This is a genomic window from Mycobacterium sp. NPDC003323 (assembly GCF_053589535.1).
The window spans coordinates 136,938-155,319 of the sequence record NZ_JBSFSB010000010.1; the positions used below are offsets into that span (position 1 = coordinate 136,938).

Here is an 18,382-nt window from a genome sequence, read left to right on the forward strand (position 1 = left end):
CTCCCATGTCCGCACCACACACCGAGCTGACCCCGAACGCGCTCACCCAACCGGGTACCCGCGGCACGGTGCGCGTCCTCGGCGGTGCCGGTACCGGTAAGAGTCACCTGCTCGTCGACACCGCGGTCGCGCATATCGCCGCGGGTGCCGACCCGGAATCGGTTCTGCTGCTGACCGGTTCGGCCAAACTGGGCGCCAAGGCCCGGGCCGCGGTGACGGCCGCACTGCTCACCGCCGGCGTGCGCGGTGTGGTCCGCGAACCGCTGGTGCGCACCGTGCACTCCTACGCGTTCGCGGTGCTGCGCCTGGCCGCCCAACGCAACGGCGGCCCGCCGCCGCGGCTGATCACCAGCGCCGAGCAGGACGGCATCATCCGCGAACTGCTCGCCGGTGACCTGGAAGACGGTGCCGACAATTGGCCGATCGAACTGCACCCGGCGCTGGGCACCGCCGGGTTCGCCACCGAACTGCGAGACCTGTTGGCGCGCTGCGCCGAACGCGGTGTCGACGCGGTCGCCCTGCAGCGGCTGGGCCGGCTGTCGGGGCAACCGGCCTGGGTGGCCGCCGGCAGGTTCGCCGCCACCTACGAACAGGTGATGTTGCTGCGTTCGGCGGTCGGGATGGCGGCCCCCCAGGCCACCGTGCCCGCACTGGGGGCGGCCGAACTGGTCGGCGCGGCGCTGGACGCGTTCGCGCTCGATCCCGACCTGCTGGCCGCCGAACGTGCCAGGGTGCGGCTGCTGCTCGTCGACGACGCCCAGCAGCTGGATCCGCAGGCCGCGCTGCTGGTGCGGGTGTTGTCCGCCGGTGCCGACCTGACGGTGCTGGCCGGTGACCCGAACCAGGCCGTCTTCGGTTATCGCGGCGCCGACCCCGCGCTGCTGCGCCTCGACACACCGGCCATCGAGCTGACCGAGTCGCGGCGCTGTTCGGTCGCGGTGGCCGAGGCCATCGGTGGGCTGGCCGCCCGGCTGCCCGGTTCCGACCGGCCGCGCACGCTCACCGGCCACCCCGACCGGCAGGGCGCCGTCGCGGTGCGCATCGCCGCGTCGGCGCACGCCGAGGCCACGCTGATCGTTGACGCGTTGCGCCGCGCACACCTGGTCGACGGGGTGCCGTGGTCGCAGATGGCCGTCATCGTCCGCTCGGTGCCACGGGTCGGCGCCGGTATCGGGCGGGCCCTGTCCGCCGCCGGTGTCCCGGTCGATCTGCCCGCCGCGGACACCGGATTGGCGCACCAGCCGGCGGTGCGGACGCTGCTCACCGTGCTGGAGGCCACCGCCACCGGCCTCACCGGCGACGCCGCGCTGGACCTGGTGACCGGTCCGATCGGACGGGTCGATCCGGTGTCGCTGCGCCAACTGCGCCGCGCCCTGCGCCGCATCCTGGGCCACGAGCGCGAATTCTCCGAGCTGCTGGCCCAGGCGCTGCACAACATTCCGGTGGGGTTGCCCGCCGAACTGGGTCGCAGCCTGCAGCGGGTGCAGGCGGTGCTGCGGGCGGCCCGGCGCAGCCATCACGACGACGCCGATCCGCGAAACACCCTGTGGCAGGCCTGGAGTCGTAGCGGGTTGCAGCGGCGGTGGGTCACCCTCGCCGATCGCGGTGGCTCGGCCGGGATGGCCGCGGAGCGGGACCTGGCCACGGTGACCGCCTTGTTCGACGTGGCCGAACAGTATGTCTCGCGCACCACCGGCGCGACGCTGGCCGGACTGGTGACTCATGTCGGCACGCTGTCGCTGCCGATCGCGATCGAATCCGCCGCCGCACCCGACGCGGTGACGGTGTGCACCCCGCACGCCGCGCTGGACCGGGAGTGGGATTTCGTGGTGCTCGCCGGAGTGCAGGAGGGCCTGTGGCCCAACACCGTTCCGCGTGGCGGTGTGCTGGGCACCGGGCGCCTGGTCGATGTGCTCGACGGTGTCGCCGATACCGGGGATGTGCCGACGGCCAGACTGTCGGCGCGTGCACCGCTGCTGGCCGAGGAGCGACGCCTGCTGATCGCCGCGATGGGCCGCACCCGGGACCGGTTGCTGGTGACGGCGGTCGACAGCGAGACCGGTGACGCGGCGATGCTGCCGTCGCCGTTCTGCACCGAACTGGCCGTCCTGGCATCCGACGATCCGGCGGCCGACGGTGTCCCTGCACCCATTCCCGCGCCTCGGGTGCTGACTCCCGCGGCGCTGGTGGGCCGCCTGCGTGCGGTGGTGTGCGCGCCCGCGGATGAGGTCGACGAGGACAGCCGGACCTGTGCGGCAACCCAACTGGCCCGGCTCGCCGCGGCCGGGGTGCCCGGCGCCGACCCCGGGCAGTGGCACAGCCGCACCACACCCTCGACCGCCGAACCGCTGTGGTCGGACGCGGACCACGTGAGCACGCTGTCACCGTCGACGCTGCAGACGCTCGTCGACTGCCCGTTGCGGTGGCTGCTGGAACGCCACGGCGGCAGCGACGGCCGCGATGTCCGCTCGGCGGTCGGCACCCTGGTACACGCGCTGGTGTCGGACTCGACGAAGACCGAGAGTCAGCTGCTGGCCGAACTGGAGCACATCTGGTCGGCCCTGCCGTACGAATCGCAGTGGTACGCCGACAACGAGCTGGCCCGCCACGGCGCGATGCTGTCGACCTTCGTGCAGTGGCGTGAGCTCACCCGGCGGCAGTACACCGAGGTCGGCACCGAGGTCGAGGTAGACGGCATGGTCGCACCGGGTGTGCGGGTCAAGGGCCGCATCGACCGGCTCGAACGCGACAACGCCGACCGGCTGGTGATCGTCGACGTCAAGACCGGCAAGAGCCCGGCCACCAAGGACGACGCCCAGCGACATGCCCAACTCGCGATGTACCAACTGGCGGTCGCCGAGGGCGTGCTCGGCGACGACGCGGAGCCCGGCGGCGGACTGCTGGTGTACCCCGGCAAGGCCGGCACCGGCGGCGCGACCGAACGACACCAGGACCCGCTCACCCCGGAGGCCGCGCAGCAGTGGCGAGACACCGTGGCCCGGGCCGCCGCCGCCACGCAGGGACCGGCGTTCGTCGCCCGGGTCAACGAGGGCTGCGGCCACTGCCCGGTGCGGGCGATGTGTCCGACCCAGCAGGCATCATCATGACCGTGCGCACTCAGTACAGCCCCGCGGAACTGGCCGACGCGCTCGGCCTTTTCACCCCGACCGACGAACAGGCCGCGGTGATCGCCGCTCCGCCGGGCCCGCTGGTGGTCATCGCCGGCGCCGGCGCCGGTAAGACCGAGACGATGGCGGCCCGGGTGGTGTGGCTCGTGGCCAACGGTTACGCGCGCCCCGATGAGGTGCTGGGTCTGACGTTCACCCGCAAGGCCGCCGGTCAACTGCTGCGCCGGGTTCGCACCCGGCTCGCGCGGTTGGCCGGTACCGGCCTCGGTCGGGACATCCGCATCGACGAGCCGCCCACCATCAGCACCTACCACGCCTTCGCCGGCACCCTGCTGCGCGAGCACGGCCTGCTGCTCCCGGTCGAACCCGACACCCGGCTGATCGGCGAAACCGAGTTGTGGCAGTTGGCCTTCCGGGTGGTGTGCGAGCATCCGACGGTTCTGGACACCGAGAAGACGCCGGCGGCCATCACCGCTCTGGTGCTGCGGCTGTCCGGTGCGCTGTCCGAGCATCTCGTCGACACCACCGCGCTGCTGGACTCGCATGTGGAGCTGGAACGGCTCATCCACCACTTGCCTGCCGGACCCAACCAACGCGATCGCGGACCCGCCCAGTGGCTGCTGAAGCTGCTGAGCACCCAGACCGAACGCACCGATCTGGTGGCGCTCATCGACGAGCTGCACCGACGGATGCGCGAGGAACGGGTGATGGACTTCGGCGCCCAGATGGCCGCCGCGGCGCGGCTGGCCGTCGCGGCCCCGCAGGTCGGCGCGCAGCTGCGCCAGCGCTACCGGGTGGTGCTGCTCGACGAATACCAGGACACCGGTCACGCCCAGCGGATCGCGCTGTCGGCGTTGTTCGGCGGCGGGGCCGACGACGACCTGGCGCTCACCGCGGTCGGCGACCCGATCCAGTCGATCTACGGGTGGCGTGGCGCATCGGCGACGAACCTGCCCCGCTTCACCACCGATTTTCCGCACGCCGACGGCACTCCGGCGCCGACGCTGGAACTGCGCACCAGCTGGCGTAACCCGGCCGAGGCGCTGCACCTGGCCAATGCGGTGTCGGCGCAGGCGCGTCGCCGCTCGGTCAGTGTGCGCGAACTGCTGCCACGCCCGGACGCGACACCGGGCACGGTGCGCGCGGCGTTGCTCAACGATGTTGTGGCCGAACGTGACTGGGTTGCCGATCAGATCGCCGCCCGCTACCTGGGTTCGGACACCCCGCCGACTGCGGCGGTGCTGGTGCGCCGCAACGCCGATGCCGCCCCGATGGCCGAGGCGCTGACCGCGCGCGGGGTGCCGGTCGAGGTGGTGGGTCTGGCGGGCCTGCTGGCGATCCCGGAGGTCGCCGACGTGGTGGCCATGCTGCGGTTGGTGGTCGACCCGACCGGTGGTGCGGCGGCGATGCGGGTACTGACCGGACCACGCTGGCGCCTCGGCGCGCGTGATGTCACCGCGCTGTGGCGTCGCGCCGTCACGCTCGACGACCCGGCACCGGGGGAGGCGGGCACCCTTGCGCGTATCACCGCGCAGGCCGCCCCCGATGCCGATACCGCCTGCCTGGCCGATGCCATCTGCGATCCCGGCGCCGAAGACCAGTACTCGGCCGTCGGCTATGCCCGCATCGTGGCGCTGGGACGTGAATTGACGTCGCTGCGTGCCCATCTCGGCTACCCGCTGCCCGACCTGGTGGCCGAGGTGCGGCGCGTGCTCGGCGTCGACGCCGAGGTGCGGGCCGCCCGTCCGGTGCCGTCGGGCTGGGGTGGGACCGAGCACCTGGACGCCTTCGGTGACGTGGTGGCCGAGTTCGCAGCCCGCTCGGACGGGTCGCCGACCGGTCTGCTGGCCTATCTGGATGCGGCCGTCGAGGTCGAGAACGGGTTGGCGCCGGCCGAGGTGGCCGTGGCCGCCGACCGGGTGCAGATCCTCACCGTGCACGCCGCCAAGGGCCTGGAATGGCAGGTGGTGGCGGTGCCGCACCTGTCGGGCCGGGTGTTTCCCTCCACCGCGATGGCCAGAACCTGGCTGACCGACGCCGGGGACCTGCCCCCGTTGTTGCGCGGTGACCGGGCAACGGTCTCCGAGCACGGCGTTCCGGTGCTGGACACCTCCGATGTGAACGACCGGAAGGCACTGTCGGACAAGATTGCCGCGCACAAGGACTTGCTGGCACAGCGTCGCGGTGACGAGGAGCGCCGGCTGCTGTACGTGGCGCTCACCCGGTCCGAGGACACCCTGCTGCTGTCCGGGCACCACTGGGGGCCCACCGAGTCCAAACCCCGTGGCCCGTCGGAGTTCCTGCTTGAGCTCAATGCCATCATCGAGCAGTCCGCGGCCGAGGGTGCCCCGTGCGGAGTGATCGAGCAGTGGGCCCCCGATCCCGCCGACGGTGAGCCGAACCCGTTGCGCGGCAATACCGTCGAGGCGGTGTGGCCGGTCGACGGTGGCACCGGGCAGCGCGACACCGAGCGGGGGGCCGCACTCGTCGCGCACGCCGCCGAGTCGCCCGAGCCCGGCGTCGACCGGGAGGACTGGGCCGCCGATGTGGACGCGCTGCTGGCCGAACGGGAGCGGGCCGCCGCGGCGCGACCCGTGGCGCTGCCCGCGCAGGTATCGGTCAGCACGCTGGTCGAACTCGGCAAGGACCGCAGCGCGGCGCTGGGGCGGCTGCGCCGCCGGCTGCCCGGCCGCCCGGACCCGCATGCGTTGCTGGGCACTGCCTTTCACGAGTGGGTGCAACGCTACTTCCGCGCCGAGCGGCTGTTCGACCTCGACGACCTGCCCGGCGCGGTCGACGGTGACGCCGGTCGCGCGCACGCCGAGGATCTGGCCGACCTGCAGGCGGCATTCGTCTCGTCACCGTGGGCGGCGCGGACCCCGCTCGATGTTGAGGTGCCGTTCGACATGATCCTGGACGCCCCGGAATCCGGCGCGAAACCCACGGTGGTGCGTGGACGCATCGACGCCGTGTTCGCCGAACCCGACGGTGCGGTGGTGGTCGTGGACTGGAAGACCGGTGACCCGCCGGCCGCCCCGGAGGCACAACGCCACGCGGCGGTACAGCTGGCGGTATACCGGCTGGCGTGGGCCGGGCTGCACGGGTGCCCGGTGGAGTCGGTGCGGGCAGCGTTTCACTATGTGCGCAGTGGGGTCACCGTCGAACCCGACACGCTGCCCGCCGCCGACGAACTCGCGGCGCTGCTGGCCGAGGACGGGGGTCAGGAGCTGCGATAGATCTTGTAGGCCTGGGTGATCATCGGGATCTGCATGGGCAGCCGTGCCCACGCGCCGATCCGCATCGGCAGCGGCTTGTCCTTCCACAACCGCACCATGTTCACGTTCGCCGGAAACACGCCGAGAAACAGCGCGATCGCGGCCAGCGCCCCCAGCCGGCGGGTCTTCGGGGCGATCAGCATGCCGCCGACGGCCGCCTCGGCCACACCCGAGGCCAAGGTGTAGAACCTTGCGGAGCCGGGCAATTCGTCGGGCACCACGGTGTCGAACGGTTTCGGTGCCGCGAAGTGCAGCACGCCCATCCCGACGAGCCACACGCCCATCTTGGTGGCGCGCGCCGCGGTTGCCTGCTGCTGAACTCCGGTTGTGGGGGTCGTCATGGTTTCATTGTGGCGTGCCCTCCCCGCGACACACGGTGAAACGTGGCCAAAGGTAGGTTGCGTCGCCGGTTGGCGGCGGTCAACCAGGACCTGACGTCGCGCCATGACGCCGACCTTGTCGACGTCCTGACCATCCCGGAACGCTTCGTCAGCCCGTGGCGTCGCATCTTCACCCGCGTCCTCCTGGCGCTGGGCGCGCTGTTCGCGGCGGTGCTCATCGTCTACCTGGATCGGCACGGCTACCGCGATATCGACAGCGAACCGAACGCCAACGATCCGCTGTCCTTTCTGGACTGCCTGTACTACGCCACGGTGTCGCTGTCGACGACCGGCTACGGCGACATCACCCCGGTGACGCCCTCGGCGCGACTGGTCAACGTCCTGGTCATCACACCGCTGAGGGTGGCCTTCCTGATCGTGCTGATCGGTACCACCGTCGAAACCCTGACCAATCAGTCACGCCAGGCGTTGAAGATCCAGCGATGGAGGAGAAGCGTGCGCAACCACACCGTCGTCGTCGGCTACGGAACCAAGGGCCGCACCGCGGTGGCGGCGATGATCGGCGACGAGGTCGCCCCGGCGGACATCGTGGTCGTCGAGCAGGACCCGGTCGCGCTGGAGAAGGCCAAGAACGCCGGCCTGGTCACGGTGCGCGGCAGCGCCACCGACTCGGAGGTGCTGCGGTTGGCCAGTGTGCAGCACGCCAAGTCGGTCATCGTCGCCGCCAACCGCGACGACACCGCGGTGCTGGTGACCCTGACGGTGCGCGAACTCAACCCGAAAGCCACCATCATCGCCGCCGTGCGCGAGGCGGAGAACCAGCACCTGCTGCAGCAGTCCGGGGCCAGCAGCACCGTCGTCACCTCCGAGACGGCCGGCCGGTTGTTGGGTCTGGCGACCCAGACCCCGAGCGTGGTGGAGATGATGGAGGACCTGCTGACGCCCGACGCCGGTTTCGCCATCGCCGAACGGCAGGTCGAACCCAAGGAGGCGGGCGGTTCGCCGCGCCATCTGGCCGACATCGTGCTGGGCGTGGTGCGCGAGGGCAAGCTGCTGCGCGTCGACGACGAACGCGTCGATGCCCTGGAGCTGACCGACCGGCTGCTCTACATCCGCTCCAAGGAAGACCGGTAATCACCCGTGAGTTTCACGCTGCGCAACGTTCCGCTGCTGTCCCGCGTCGGCGCCGACCGCGCCGACACCCTGCGCACCGATATCGACGCCGCGATCGCCGGCTGGGCCGATGCTCGCCTGCTGCGCGTGGACCGGCGCAACCAGGTGCTCATCGCCGGCGGCAGCGTGGTGCTGGGCGCCGCAGCGGCCCTCGGAGACAGCCCGCCCGAACACGCGGTGTTCCTCGGCCGCCTCGACGACGGCCGGCACGTCTGGGCGATCCGCGGCGCGTTGGAGGCCCCCGAGGATGACAGCGTGCAGGCCGAGGTGCTCGACCTGCGCCGCGCCGGCCCGATCTTCGACGATGCCAGCGCGCAACTGGTCGCCACCGCCACCGCGCTGCTGAACTGGCATGACAGCGCCCGCTTCAGCCCGGCCGACGGTTCACCCACCAAGCCGATCAAGGCCGGCTGGGCGAGGATCAACCCGGCCAACGGGCACGAGGAGTTTCCCCGTATCGACCCGGCGGTGATCTGCCTGGTCCATGACGGCCACGACCGGGCCGTGCTGGCACGGCAGGGTGTCTGGCCGGAGCGGATGTTCTCGATCCTGGCCGGCTTCGTCGAGGCGGGGGAGTCCTTCGAATCATGCGTGGTCCGCGAGATCGCCGAGGAGATCGGTCTCGACGTCACCGATGTGCACTACCTCGGCAGTCAGCCGTGGCCCTTCCCGCGCTCGTTGATGGTCGGCTTCCACGCCCTGGGCGACCCCGAACAGCCGTTCGCGTTCAACGACGGGGAAATCGCCGAGGCGCAGTGGTTCACCCGTGATGAGGTCCGCAACGCCCTGGAACACGGTGACTGGAGCAGCGACTCACCCTCGCGGCTGCTGCTGCCCGGGTCGATCTCGATCGCCCGCGAGATCATCGAGTCCTGGGCCTACGCGGTCTGATCCGGCCGGCTACGGGCTCAGTGCGGCGACATCCTTGAGCCGCACCCGGGCCTCGTCATGGCTGATGCGCAGCGCGGCGACGTAGTCCACCCAGGACCGGGCGCCCAGGGCGGTCGGTGTCGTGGTGGACTTCAGCCGTGCCAGCATGTGCAGCTGACATTCGCCGGCCAGTTCGGCCGCCCGCCCGTACAGGGCCAGGGCGCGCCGCAGGTCGGGCTCGGTGCGCGATGCGGCCCGCAGGGCATTCGCCCGGGCCACCAACGCCGAGGACTCGGCGTGTAGAGCGTCGATCTGTTCGAGACTCGGAATCATGCTTCGAACAATAGTTCGAAGCACCGACAACTCAGCCGAGCTTGGCCTTGACCTGCTTGATGCTCGGGTTGGTCATCGTCGAGCCGTCGGCGAATTTCACGGTGGGCACCACGTGATTGCCGTTGTTGACCGATCCGACGAATTCCGCGGCGGCCGGGTCGGCCTCGATGTCGATCTCGTCCCAGGCGATGCCCTCGGCCTTGAGCGCGGTCTTGAGGCGGTTGCAGAAACCGCACCACGTCGTGGTGTACATGGTCAGCTGGGCATTGCTCATAGCGCGATCAACCTATCGACGGGTTCCGTTATTTCCCAACAGTAGTGCGCGCGTCCGCTCGGGCGCCCACGGCGGCAGTGACCCGAGGATATCGGCGAGGCTGACACCGTCGAGGCTGGCCCGCCAGGCGCGGTGGGCATCGTCCATCTTGACCGCCAGGACGCAGGTGTGCAGGCAGTCCTCCGGGGGAAGCGCACCGCGGCCCTGTTGGCGGATCTCGCGGCATTCATATGGCGACGCGCCGCCGTCGACGGCTTCGACGATCTGCAACAGCGTGATCTCGCCGGGTTCGCGGCCCAGTCGGAATCCGCCCCGAGGGCCCGTGCGTGCGGACAGTACACCGGCCTTGACCAGGGCCTGCAATTGTTTGGTCAGGTAGGCGACCGGAAGGTCGAAGTACTCGGCGAGTCCGGCCGCCGGCGCGGCGGTGCCGGGTTCGAGCTGGGCCAGCGAGGTCACGCAGTGCAGCGCCCATTCGGTGGCGACGGGAAGCTTCACAGCCCGAATTGTATTACATATATTAAAGACCAATTAAGTCCATAATTAAGGAGTTCGTCATGCGGATCGCCGTCGCCGGAGCCACCGGCAACATCGGGACACGCACCGTCGCCGCGCTGCACCGGCAGGGCCACGACGTCGTCGAGATCAGTCGTTCCCGCGGGGTGGACCTGTCCACCGGGGCGGGACTGGACACCGCGCTGGCCGGTGTGCACGCGGTCATCGACGTGATCAGCTCACCGCCCACCGAGCGCGACGCCACCGCGCAGTACTTCGGCACCACCACCCGCAACCTGTTGGCCGCCGAACAACGGGCCGGTGTGCGCCATCACGTGCTGCTGTCCATCGTCGGCATCCACGCCATCGACGGAAATCCGCACTACGCAGGCAAGCGCGAACAGGAGCGCCTGATCGCCGCGGGCAACGTGCCCTGGACGGTGGTGCCGGCCACCCAGTTCCACGATTTCGCCGAGATGGTCGCCGGCTGGACCGAGCGCGACGGCGTCGCCGAGATCGCGCCGCTGCTGGTGCAGCCGATCGACCCCGACGATATCGCCGCGATCCTCGCCGAGGTCGCGGTCGGTGATCCCCAGGGTCGCCACGTCGACGTGGCCGGACCCGAAACCCAGGATCTGGTGGACATGGCGCGGCGCACCCATCAGGCGCGCGGCCGCACCGTCAAGCTGGTCCCGACGTGGTCATCGGTGTTCGGGCCGGAGATGGCCGGTGACGTCCTGCTGCCCGGACCCGGGGCCCGGCTGGCCGGCACCTCCTTCGAGGATTGGCTCGCCCGGCAGCGCTGAGCGGACCGGTGTCACACCGGGCTGCCATGATGGAGGCCATGCCGTCCGTCGACAGTCTCCTCGGCGACCTCGACGACGAACAGCGCGAGGCCGTCCTCGCCCCGCGCGGCCCGGTGTGTGTGCTCGCCGGTGCCGGCACCGGCAAGACCCGCACCATCACCCGGCGCATCGCACACCTGGTGGTGGGCGGTCACGTCGCCCCCGGTCAGGTGCTCGCGGTGACCTTCACCGCGCGTGCCGCAGGCGAGATGCGCGGTCGGCTGCGCGCACTGGGGGAGCAGGCCGGCGTGCCCACCGGCGCGGTGCAGGCCGTCACCTTCCACGCCGCGGCGCGTCGCCAGCTGCAGTACTTCTGGCCCCGGGTGGTCGGCGACACCGGATGGCAACTGCTGGATTCCAAGTTCGCCGTCGTCGCCCAGGCCGCCAACCGGGCCGCCGTCCAGGCCAGCACCGATGACGTGCGCGATCTGGCCGGTGAGATCGAATGGGCGAAGGCCTCGCTCATCACCCCCGAGCAGTACGCGGCCGCCGTCGCCAAGGTGCGTCGCGACGTGCCGATGGAGGCGGGCACCGTCGCCAAGGTCTACGCCGGCTACGAGAAGCTCAAGACCCACCGTGACGGCACCACCCTGCTCGACTTCGACGATCTGCTGCTGCACACCGCCGCCGCCATCGAGAACGACTCCGCCGTCGCGAGCGAATTCCGGGACCGCTACCGCTGCTTCGTCGTCGACGAGTATCAGGACGTCACCCCGCTGCAGCAGCGCGTGCTCGACGCGTGGCTCGGCAATCGCGATGACCTGACCGTCGTCGGGGACGCCAACCAGACCATCTACTCCTTCACCGGCGCCACCCCGCGGTACCTGCTGGACTTCTCCCGGCGCTTCCCCGAGGCCACCGTGGTGCGCCTGGAACGCGACTACCGCTCCACGCCCGAGGTGGTGTCGCTGGCCAACCGGGTGATCGCCGCCGCGCGCGGACGGATGGCCGGCAGCAAGCTGCACCTGGTCGGCCAGCGTGATCCCGGCCCCAAACCGTCGTTCGCCGAATACCCCGATGAGGTCGCCGAGGCCGCTGCCGTCGCCAAGAAGGTCAAGAAGCTCATCGAATCCGGCACGGCCGCAGCAGAAATTGCGGTGCTGTACCGGATCAATGCGCAATCCGAGGTCTACGAGGAGGCGCTCACCGAGGCCGGTATCGCCTTTCAGGTGCGCGGCGGTGAAGGGTTCTTCAGCCGCCAGGAGATTCGGCAGGCACTGATCGCCCTGCAGCGCAACGTCGATCGCGACACCGAGGGTGACCTGCCTGCCTTCGTGCGTGCCATCCTCGAGCCGCTGGGATTGACGGCCGAGCCGCCCACGGGTACCAAGGCCCGCGAACGTTGGGAGGCGTTGCTGGCCTTGGCCGAACTGGTGGATGAGGAAGTGGCGCAACGCCCCTCGCTGGATCTGGCCGGATTGCTGGCCGAGCTGCGCCAGCGTGCCGACGCGCGGCACCCACCGGTGGTGCAGGGCGTGACGCTGGCCTCGCTGCACGCCGCCAAGGGCCTGGAATGGGATGCAGTGTTCCTCGTCGGCTTGGCCGACGGCACCCTGCCCATCTCGCATGCGTTGTCCCACGGTCCCGACAGCGAGGCCGTGGAGGAGGAACGCCGGCTGCTCTACGTCGGGGTCACCCGGGCGCGCGTGCACCTGACGCTGTCGTGGGCGCTGGCCCGCACCCCGGGCGGACGCCAAGGCAGGCGGCCGTCGCGATTCCTCAACGGCGTGGCACCGCAGACTCCGGCAGATGCCAACCCGACCCGGGCGAAACGGTCCCGCGGGACCACGCCGCGCTGCCGGGTCTGCAACAGTCCGCTGACCGCGCCGACGGCGATCATGCTGCGCCGCTGTGAGAGCTGCCCGTCCGATATCGACGAGGAACTGCTTGCCGCGCTGAAGGACTGGCGGCTGCGCACCTCCCAGGAGATGAAGGTGCCGGCCTACGTGGTGTTCACCGACAACACGCTGATCGCCATCGCCGAGACCTTGCCGACGGATGCCGCCGCGCTGGTCGCGATCCCGGGCATCGGGGCGCGCAAGCTCGAGCAGTACGGGCCCGATGTGCTGGCACTGGTCAAAGCCCGATCCTGAGAACCTGCCAACTTTCGCACAAATTCGGCCAAAACCGCTGGTCAGAAAATCGCTTGTGGTTTTCTGCTGTTAGGCTCTAGCCTCAAGATCACCGGATACAGGCGACTTGATCTCTCGGAAGGAGGCGGCCCGATGTCGATTATCACCATGCGCAGCAACGTAAACGTCAGCGGTATGCCGCTGGCCTTTGTTGCTGTCGCCGGCATGTCTGTCGCCGCACGAGCTGGTTGGGCGCCCGCTGTCGCCGCCGCGCCGCAGCACAAGCGCCGCACCGCCCACGAGATCGTCGCGTCCGTGAATCGGGGTACCACCTAGGTAAGCCCCGCACCGCCGAAAAGGCCACGGACCCGCGCTCACCGGATCCGTGGCCATTGTTTTGGGAAGAACCCCGAACACCTGGTCACCGGTCCGAGAACAAGACCGACACCGAGAGAACACGACCAGGAAGTAGGGGACCAAGACATGTCCTTACAGGCATGCCTAGAACGCACACTGCCCGCGGTGCCGTGCCACGAGGCCGATCCCGACCTGTGGTTTGCCGAGAGCCCGTCCGAACTGGAGCGCGCCAAGGCGCTGTGCGCGGACTGCCCGATCCGCACCCTGTGCCTGTCCGAGGCGCTGGAACGACAAGAGCCGTGGGGCGTCTGGGGCGGCGAGATCATCGAACGCGGCGCCATCGTGGCGCGCAAGCGGCCGCGGGGACGTCCCCGCAAGGACTCCCGCGAGGCGGCGTGATGACGTCGACGCGGGACTCCGGTTCCCGGCGGGATCGCCCCGCCGGGAACCGGAGTCCCGCATTCAGTCGGTGAAGCCCGGCACCAGTTCGGTCGCGATGGCGCGCACCGGCACATGGGCATCCAGCTGACAGCAGATCGCGATGGTCGAGGCGATCACCCGCAGCGGAATGGCAAGGTGCGCAGGCAGATCCAGCTGCCGGGCCATCTTGATCTGCGCCACCGAATTGTCGATCTGACCGGCGGCCATCTTCTGGATCCAGCGCCGCGTGTAGTGGAAGACCTCGACCTCCACCGGCTCCACGTACTGACGCAGCATGTCGTCGACCTCTTCGATCGAGACCTGCTCGCCCTTCTGGATGAACCCGGCGGCTTCCATCGTCGGTAACAGTTCGTCGTAGTTCTTGTCCCGGGCCAGCCGGATGCAGGTCCCCAGCGAGGACGGGAATCCGCCCGGCAGCGGGGCCACCGCACCGAAGTCGATGACACCCATCCGGCCGTCGGGCAGCAGCATGAAATTCCCCGGATGCGCGTCGCCGTGCATCATCTCCAGACGCGTCGGGGCGCCGAAAGTCAGCTCGGTCAGCCGGGTACCCATCAGATCGCGCTGTTCGGGTGTGCCCTCCCGGATGATCACCGACATCGGGATGCCGTCCATCCACTCGGCGATCACGACCTTGGGCGCGCTGGCCACGATGCGCGGTATCGCGAAGTGCGGGTCGTCGGCATAGGCCTTGGCGAACGCCCGCTGATTGTCGGCCTCCAGCCGGTAGTCCAGCTCCATCTCGGTGCGTTCGATCAGTTCATCGACCACACCTTCGATATCGGCGCCCGGCGCCAGCTGCTTGAACACGCCGGTGAGGCGCTGGATCGTCTTCAGGTCGGCGCGCAGCGCCTCATCGGCACCCGGGTACTGGATCTTGACCGCCACGGTGCGGCCGTCCGCCCACACCGCCTTGTGCACCTGGCCGATGCTGGCCGAGGCCACCGGGGTGTCATCGAAACTCTGGAAGCGCTCCCGCCACTTGGTGCCCAGCTGCTGATCCAGGACGCGGTGCACCTTGGCCGCGGGCAGCGGCGGCGCCTCGCGCTGCAGCTTGGTCAGTGCCTCGCGGTAGGGCTTGCCGTACTGCTCGGGGATGGCGGCCTCCATCACCGACAGGGCCTGGCCGACCTTCATCGCCCCGCCCTTGAGCTCACCGAGCACCGTGAACAGTTGCTGAGCAGCCTTGTCCATCAGTTCGGCGGTGACCTCATCCTTGGATTTGCCGGTCAGCCGCTTGCCGAATCCGAGCGCGGCCCGTCCGGCAAAGCCGACGGGCAGAGTCGCCAGCTTCGCGTTACGGGCGACGCTGCGTCGTTTGATTTCTGACACCCGTCCATCATCCATGACGCACCTGAATACGCCGCAACGAACTGGCAACGGACGATGTCAACAGGAACACCCCGGATGCCGGGACCACCGCTTGGTCACCACCGACCCGTCGGCGACGTCGAACTCCACCGTGGTGTCCAGCGTCAGCGGCGCCGTCGCCGTGACCGTCTCGTCGGGGTCGGAACGGATCGCGCGCACCACCCGGTCCACCTGGGTCAGCGCCAGCGCGGCGGTACCCAGCAGGGTGGCCCGGTCGGCGGTGCCCATGGTGTGGCGCAATTGCGCGGCGATTGCCGGCCATGCCTCGTCACGGTCGCGTCGGTGCAGGTCGGCACACGTCAGACAGGAGGTGACACCGGGTAGCACCAGGGGACCGACCAGGCCGACGCCGTCGCGCACCAGCACCGGCAGATGCGCGACCTTGGCGGCGTGCAGGTCGCGCAGTACACGCGGGTCGGCGACCAGTGCATCGGCGAGCACCACCAGGTCGGTGCGATCGGCCGTCACGACCGCATGCCCCCGATTGGTGCGGCTGACGCGGGTGCCCGAACAGCGCAGCGCGCCGGCCAACAGGTCCGACAGCGGTCCGCGGCCGTGGACGCGGACGGCGACCGGTCGATGCGTGTCTCGGGAGGCGACCACCACACCGGCGGTCACCAATGCCGCCAGCAGGTCGGCGATCGCGGCGGCGGACTGCTCGGCGCCCAGTTCGGCGGCCCGGGCCACCAGCTCCTCGGTGGTCATCGCGTCGTGCATTCCGCGCAGCAGTCGGGCCAATGCGGCGGCGGTCAGCCCGGCCGGTGGGTGCACCAGCACCGCGCGCCGGGGGTCCCACCCCACCTGCACGGTGCCGTCGGGTCGCCACAGCACGGGCATCGACGGATTGAGTGCGTAGCGCCGCATCCGTCGACTGTGTCACGGACGGCGCGCGGGCCGCCTCAGTTATCCACAGGCCCGTCCGGGCCCTCGTTGCGCTCCAGGTCGGCCAGAGCCTGATCGATACCGCTGGTGTCCCCGCCGATCACGCGGTCGATGAACCCGGCGGGCTCGTCCAGATCGTCAGAGGCCGGCAGCAGGTCGGGGTGCTGCCACACCGCGTCGCGGGCGTCGGCCCCGACGGCCTCGGTCAGCTTCTCCCACAGCGCGGCGGCCTCGCGCATCTTGCGGGGCCGCAGTTCCAGACCGACCAGCGTCGCGAAGGTCTGCTCGGCCGGGCCGCCGGTCGCGCGCCGGCGGCGCAGCATCTCGCTCAGCGCGGTGGTGCCGGGCAGCCGGTCACCGAGCGCGGCGGTGACGACGGTCTGCACCCAACCCTCGATCAGCGCGAGCATCGTCTCCAGCCGCTCCAGCGCGGCGGTCTGCTCGGGGGTGGCCTTGGGCTCGAACATGCCCTGGCTGAGCAGCTGCTCCATGGCGGCCGGGTCCGACAGCGACGCCGGATTGAAGCCCTGGGCCATGTCCTCGATACCGGACATGTCGATCTTCATGCCCTTGGCGAAGGCCTCGACATTGTTGAGCAGCTGGCTCGACAACCACGGCACGTGACTGAACAGCCGGTGATGGGCGGCCTCGCGGGCGGCCAGGAAGGTCAGCACCTCGCTGCGCGGCTGCTCCAGACCTTCCGACAGGGTGTCCACCGCGGCGGGCATAAGCGCCGCAACTCCCTTGGGACCCAACGGCAGACCGATATCGGTGGAGGTCAGCACCTCGCCGGCCAGCTTGCCCAGCGCCTGGCCGAGCTGGCTGCCGAACGCCATGCCACCCATCTGCGACATCATCGCCAGCAGCGGGCCGGCCATGGCCTTGGCCTCCTCGGGCAGCGCCTGGGCCCAGACCGTGGAGATCTGCTGGGCCACCGGGTCACACAGCCGCTTCCAGGTCTCCATCGTGTTGTCGATCCAGTCCGACGGTGTCCACGCGGCGGTGCGGGTGGTGCCGGCCGGCAGCGGGGTGGCACCGTCGAGCCAGGTCTCGGCCAACCGGACCGCGTCGGCCAGCGCGGTGGCAGTGGCCTCGGGCACCGGGGCGACGAAACCGATCGAGTTCGACGCGAGCTGACGGGCCAGGTCGTAGTTGACCGGCCCACTCTGGCCGCCGGCGCTCATACCGCCTGCGCCGCTGAACATCTCGCCGAGCCGGGTGAAGATCTGGCCGAGATCGGACATGTCGAAACCGGCACCGCCCACCCCGAAGGGATCCCCGGTGGGATCATTTTTTCGCTTGTCGCGATCCGGGTCATCACCGGAGGAGAAGCCGAATGGCAGGTCAGACATACCGTCAACGGTACCCACCGGCCGCCGCGCGGGTAGGGCCGCGGGTCACGCTGTGGGTGAACGCGCTCTACTGTGGGCGGCGTGAACAGGCGGATTCTGACCCTGGTGGTGGCGTTGGTGCCCATCGTGGCCTTCGGATTGCTGCTGTCGGTCGTGACGGTGCCCTATGTGGCGCTCGGGCCGGGTCCGACCTTCAACACCCTCGGCGAGGTGGACGGCAAGCAGGTCGTCGATATCAAGAGCACCGACGGAGTGGCCGGTGACATCACCCACCCGACCAGCGGGCACCTGAACATGACGACGGTGGCCCAGCGCGACGGGCTGACCCTGGGCCAGGCGCTGGTGCTGTGGATGTCGGGAAGCGACCAGCTGGTGCCGCGCGATCTGGTGTACCCGCCGGACAAGTCCAGGGACGATATCGACCAGGCCAATACGACCGAGTTCCGGCAGTCCGAGGACGACGCCGAGTATGCGGCGCTGTCCTACCTGAAATATCCGAAGGCCGTCAGCGTGTCGACGGTGGAGGAGAAGGGACCGTCGGCGGGCAAGCTGGAACCCGGTGACGCCATCGACATGGTCAACAACATCGCGGTGCCCGACCTGGCGGCTTTCCAGGCGGTGGTGAAGGACACCAAGCCAGGCGACCAACTCGTCATCGACTTCCGCCGCAAGAATGCCCCGGCCGGCACCACCACCGTGACGCTGGGTGAGCACCCCGAGGGGCCGCAGGGCTACCTCGGCATCGGCGTGGTCGACGCCCCCTGGGCGCAGTTCGACATCGAGTTCAACCTGGCCAATATCGGCGGGCCCTCGGCCGGGTTGATGTTCAGCCTCGCCGTCGTCGACAAGCTGACCACCGGCGACCTCAACGACGGCAAGTTCGTCGCGGGCACCGGCACCATCGACGCCGAGGGCAAGGTCGGCTCGATCGGGGGGATCACCCACAAGATGGTGGCCGCCCGCGAGGCCGGCGCGACGATCTTCCTGGTGCCGGCCGACAACTGTGCCGAGGCGCTGACGGGTCGCGAGGACGGTCTGCAGCTGGTGAAGGTCGACACCCTCGCCGGCGCGGTGGATGCCCTCAACGCGATTTCCGCCGGTGGCGAACCCCCGACGTGCTGAGAATCTCCTTGGCGGTTGGTGCGTAGCATTAGATCAGTTGTGGCGCGTCAC

At 70.0% G+C, this 18,382-nt stretch carries 16 protein-coding genes; 9 read left to right on the forward strand and 7 right to left on the reverse strand.

All coding sequences use genetic code 11. The annotated features are described in order from the left end of the window. Positions 1 to 5 precede the first annotated feature (5 nt). Together ACWDUN_RS21300 and ACWDUN_RS21305 are read left to right on the forward strand one after the other, a co-directional pair. A complete protein-coding gene (locus tag ACWDUN_RS21300; RefSeq protein ID WP_449931985.1) occupies positions 6 to 3,107 on the forward strand; it encodes an ATP-dependent helicase in 3,102 nt (1,033 codons plus the stop codon). Then, a complete protein-coding gene (locus ACWDUN_RS21305; RefSeq protein WP_449931986.1) occupies positions 3,104 to 6,364 on the forward strand; it encodes an ATP-dependent helicase in 3,261 nt (1,086 codons plus the stop codon). Before ACWDUN_RS21300 ends, ACWDUN_RS21305 begins: the two co-directional genes overlap by 4 nt. Here ACWDUN_RS21305 and ACWDUN_RS21310 read toward each other — a convergent pair. Continuing rightward, positions 6,349 to 6,744: a DoxX family protein gene (locus ACWDUN_RS21310; protein ID WP_449931987.1), complete on the reverse strand. Its 396-nt coding sequence runs from the start codon at positions 6,742 to 6,744 to the stop codon at positions 6,349 to 6,351. The genes ACWDUN_RS21305 and ACWDUN_RS21310 overlap by 16 nt on opposite strands. A 42-nt stretch (positions 6,745 to 6,786) precedes the next feature. On the opposite strand from ACWDUN_RS21310, the gene ACWDUN_RS21315 reads away from it, so the two are divergent. Together ACWDUN_RS21315 and nudC are read left to right on the forward strand one after the other, a co-directional pair. Beyond that, positions 6,787 to 7,878 carry a potassium channel family protein gene (locus tag ACWDUN_RS21315; RefSeq protein ID WP_449931988.1) on the forward strand — a complete coding sequence of 364 codons (1,092 nt, stop codon included), beginning with the start codon at positions 6,787 to 6,789 and terminating at the stop codon, positions 7,876 to 7,878. A 6-nt stretch (positions 7,879 to 7,884) separates the two neighbouring features. Beyond that, positions 7,885 to 8,808 (forward strand): NAD(+) diphosphatase, encoded by a 924-nt coding sequence (gene nudC, locus ACWDUN_RS21320; RefSeq protein ID WP_449931989.1) that lies wholly within the window; start codon positions 7,885 to 7,887, stop codon positions 8,806 to 8,808. 9 nt (positions 8,809 to 8,817) lie between these two features. Here the strand turns inward: nudC and ACWDUN_RS21325 are convergent, their stop codons facing one another. From ACWDUN_RS21325 to ACWDUN_RS21335, 3 genes are read right to left on the reverse strand one after another with little or no spacing between them, the layout of a single operon-like run. Further along, positions 8,818 to 9,120 (reverse strand): hypothetical protein, encoded by a 303-nt coding sequence (locus ACWDUN_RS21325; protein WP_449931990.1) that lies wholly within the window; start codon positions 9,118 to 9,120, stop codon positions 8,818 to 8,820. 31 nt (positions 9,121 to 9,151) lie between these two features. After that, entirely contained in the window at positions 9,152 to 9,394 is a 243-nt protein-coding gene (mrx1, locus tag ACWDUN_RS21330) for a mycoredoxin Mrx1 (RefSeq protein ID WP_449931991.1), read from the reverse strand. Between the two features lie 12 nt (positions 9,395 to 9,406). Continuing rightward, positions 9,407 to 9,892, reverse strand: coding sequence for an RrF2 family transcriptional regulator (locus ACWDUN_RS21335; protein WP_449931992.1), 486 nt, complete (start codon positions 9,890 to 9,892; stop codon positions 9,407 to 9,409). A 59-nt stretch (positions 9,893 to 9,951) separates the two neighbouring features. Between ACWDUN_RS21335 and ACWDUN_RS21340 the strand changes: the two genes are divergently transcribed. From ACWDUN_RS21340 to ACWDUN_RS21355, 4 genes are all read left to right on the forward strand, one after another. Further along, positions 9,952 to 10,695 carry an SDR family oxidoreductase gene (locus tag ACWDUN_RS21340; RefSeq protein ID WP_449931993.1) on the forward strand — a complete coding sequence of 248 codons (744 nt, stop codon included), beginning with the start codon at positions 9,952 to 9,954 and terminating at the stop codon, positions 10,693 to 10,695. A 38-nt stretch (positions 10,696 to 10,733) separates the two neighbouring features. Then, on the forward strand, positions 10,734 to 12,827 hold the full coding sequence (locus tag ACWDUN_RS21345) for an ATP-dependent DNA helicase UvrD2 (protein WP_449931994.1): 2,094 nt from the start codon (positions 10,734 to 10,736) through the stop codon (positions 12,825 to 12,827). Between the two features lie 132 nt (positions 12,828 to 12,959). Beyond that, positions 12,960 to 13,142: a hypothetical protein gene (locus tag ACWDUN_RS21350; RefSeq protein ID WP_449931995.1), complete on the forward strand. Its 183-nt coding sequence runs from the start codon at positions 12,960 to 12,962 to the stop codon at positions 13,140 to 13,142. A 147-nt stretch (positions 13,143 to 13,289) separates the two neighbouring features. After that, the gene (locus tag ACWDUN_RS21355) at positions 13,290 to 13,562 is read left to right on the forward strand and encodes a WhiB family transcriptional regulator (RefSeq protein ID WP_449931996.1); all 273 of its coding nucleotides are present in this window, start codon (positions 13,290 to 13,292) and stop codon (positions 13,560 to 13,562) included. Between the two features lie 63 nt (positions 13,563 to 13,625). Here the strand turns inward: ACWDUN_RS21355 and ACWDUN_RS21360 are convergent, their stop codons facing one another. From ACWDUN_RS21360 to ACWDUN_RS21370, 3 genes are read right to left on the reverse strand one after another with little or no spacing between them, the layout of a single operon-like run. After that, on the reverse strand, positions 13,626 to 14,951 hold the full coding sequence (locus tag ACWDUN_RS21360; protein ID WP_449931997.1) for a macrolide-binding ATPase MABP-1: 1,326 nt from the start codon (positions 14,949 to 14,951) through the stop codon (positions 13,626 to 13,628). 42 nt (positions 14,952 to 14,993) lie between these two features. Continuing rightward, entirely contained in the window at positions 14,994 to 15,839 is an 846-nt protein-coding gene (locus ACWDUN_RS21365) for a cyclodehydratase (RefSeq protein WP_449931998.1), read from the reverse strand. A 35-nt stretch (positions 15,840 to 15,874) separates the two neighbouring features. Further along, positions 15,875 to 17,209: a zinc-dependent metalloprotease gene (locus ACWDUN_RS21370; RefSeq protein ID WP_449931999.1), complete on the reverse strand. Its 1,335-nt coding sequence runs from the start codon at positions 17,207 to 17,209 to the stop codon at positions 15,875 to 15,877. 81 nt (positions 17,210 to 17,290) lie between these two features. On the opposite strand from ACWDUN_RS21370, the gene ACWDUN_RS21375 reads away from it, so the two are divergent. Further along, a complete protein-coding gene (locus tag ACWDUN_RS21375; protein WP_449932000.1) occupies positions 17,291 to 18,331 on the forward strand; it encodes a YlbL family protein in 1,041 nt (346 codons plus the stop codon). Positions 18,332 to 18,382: the final 51 nt, after the last annotated feature.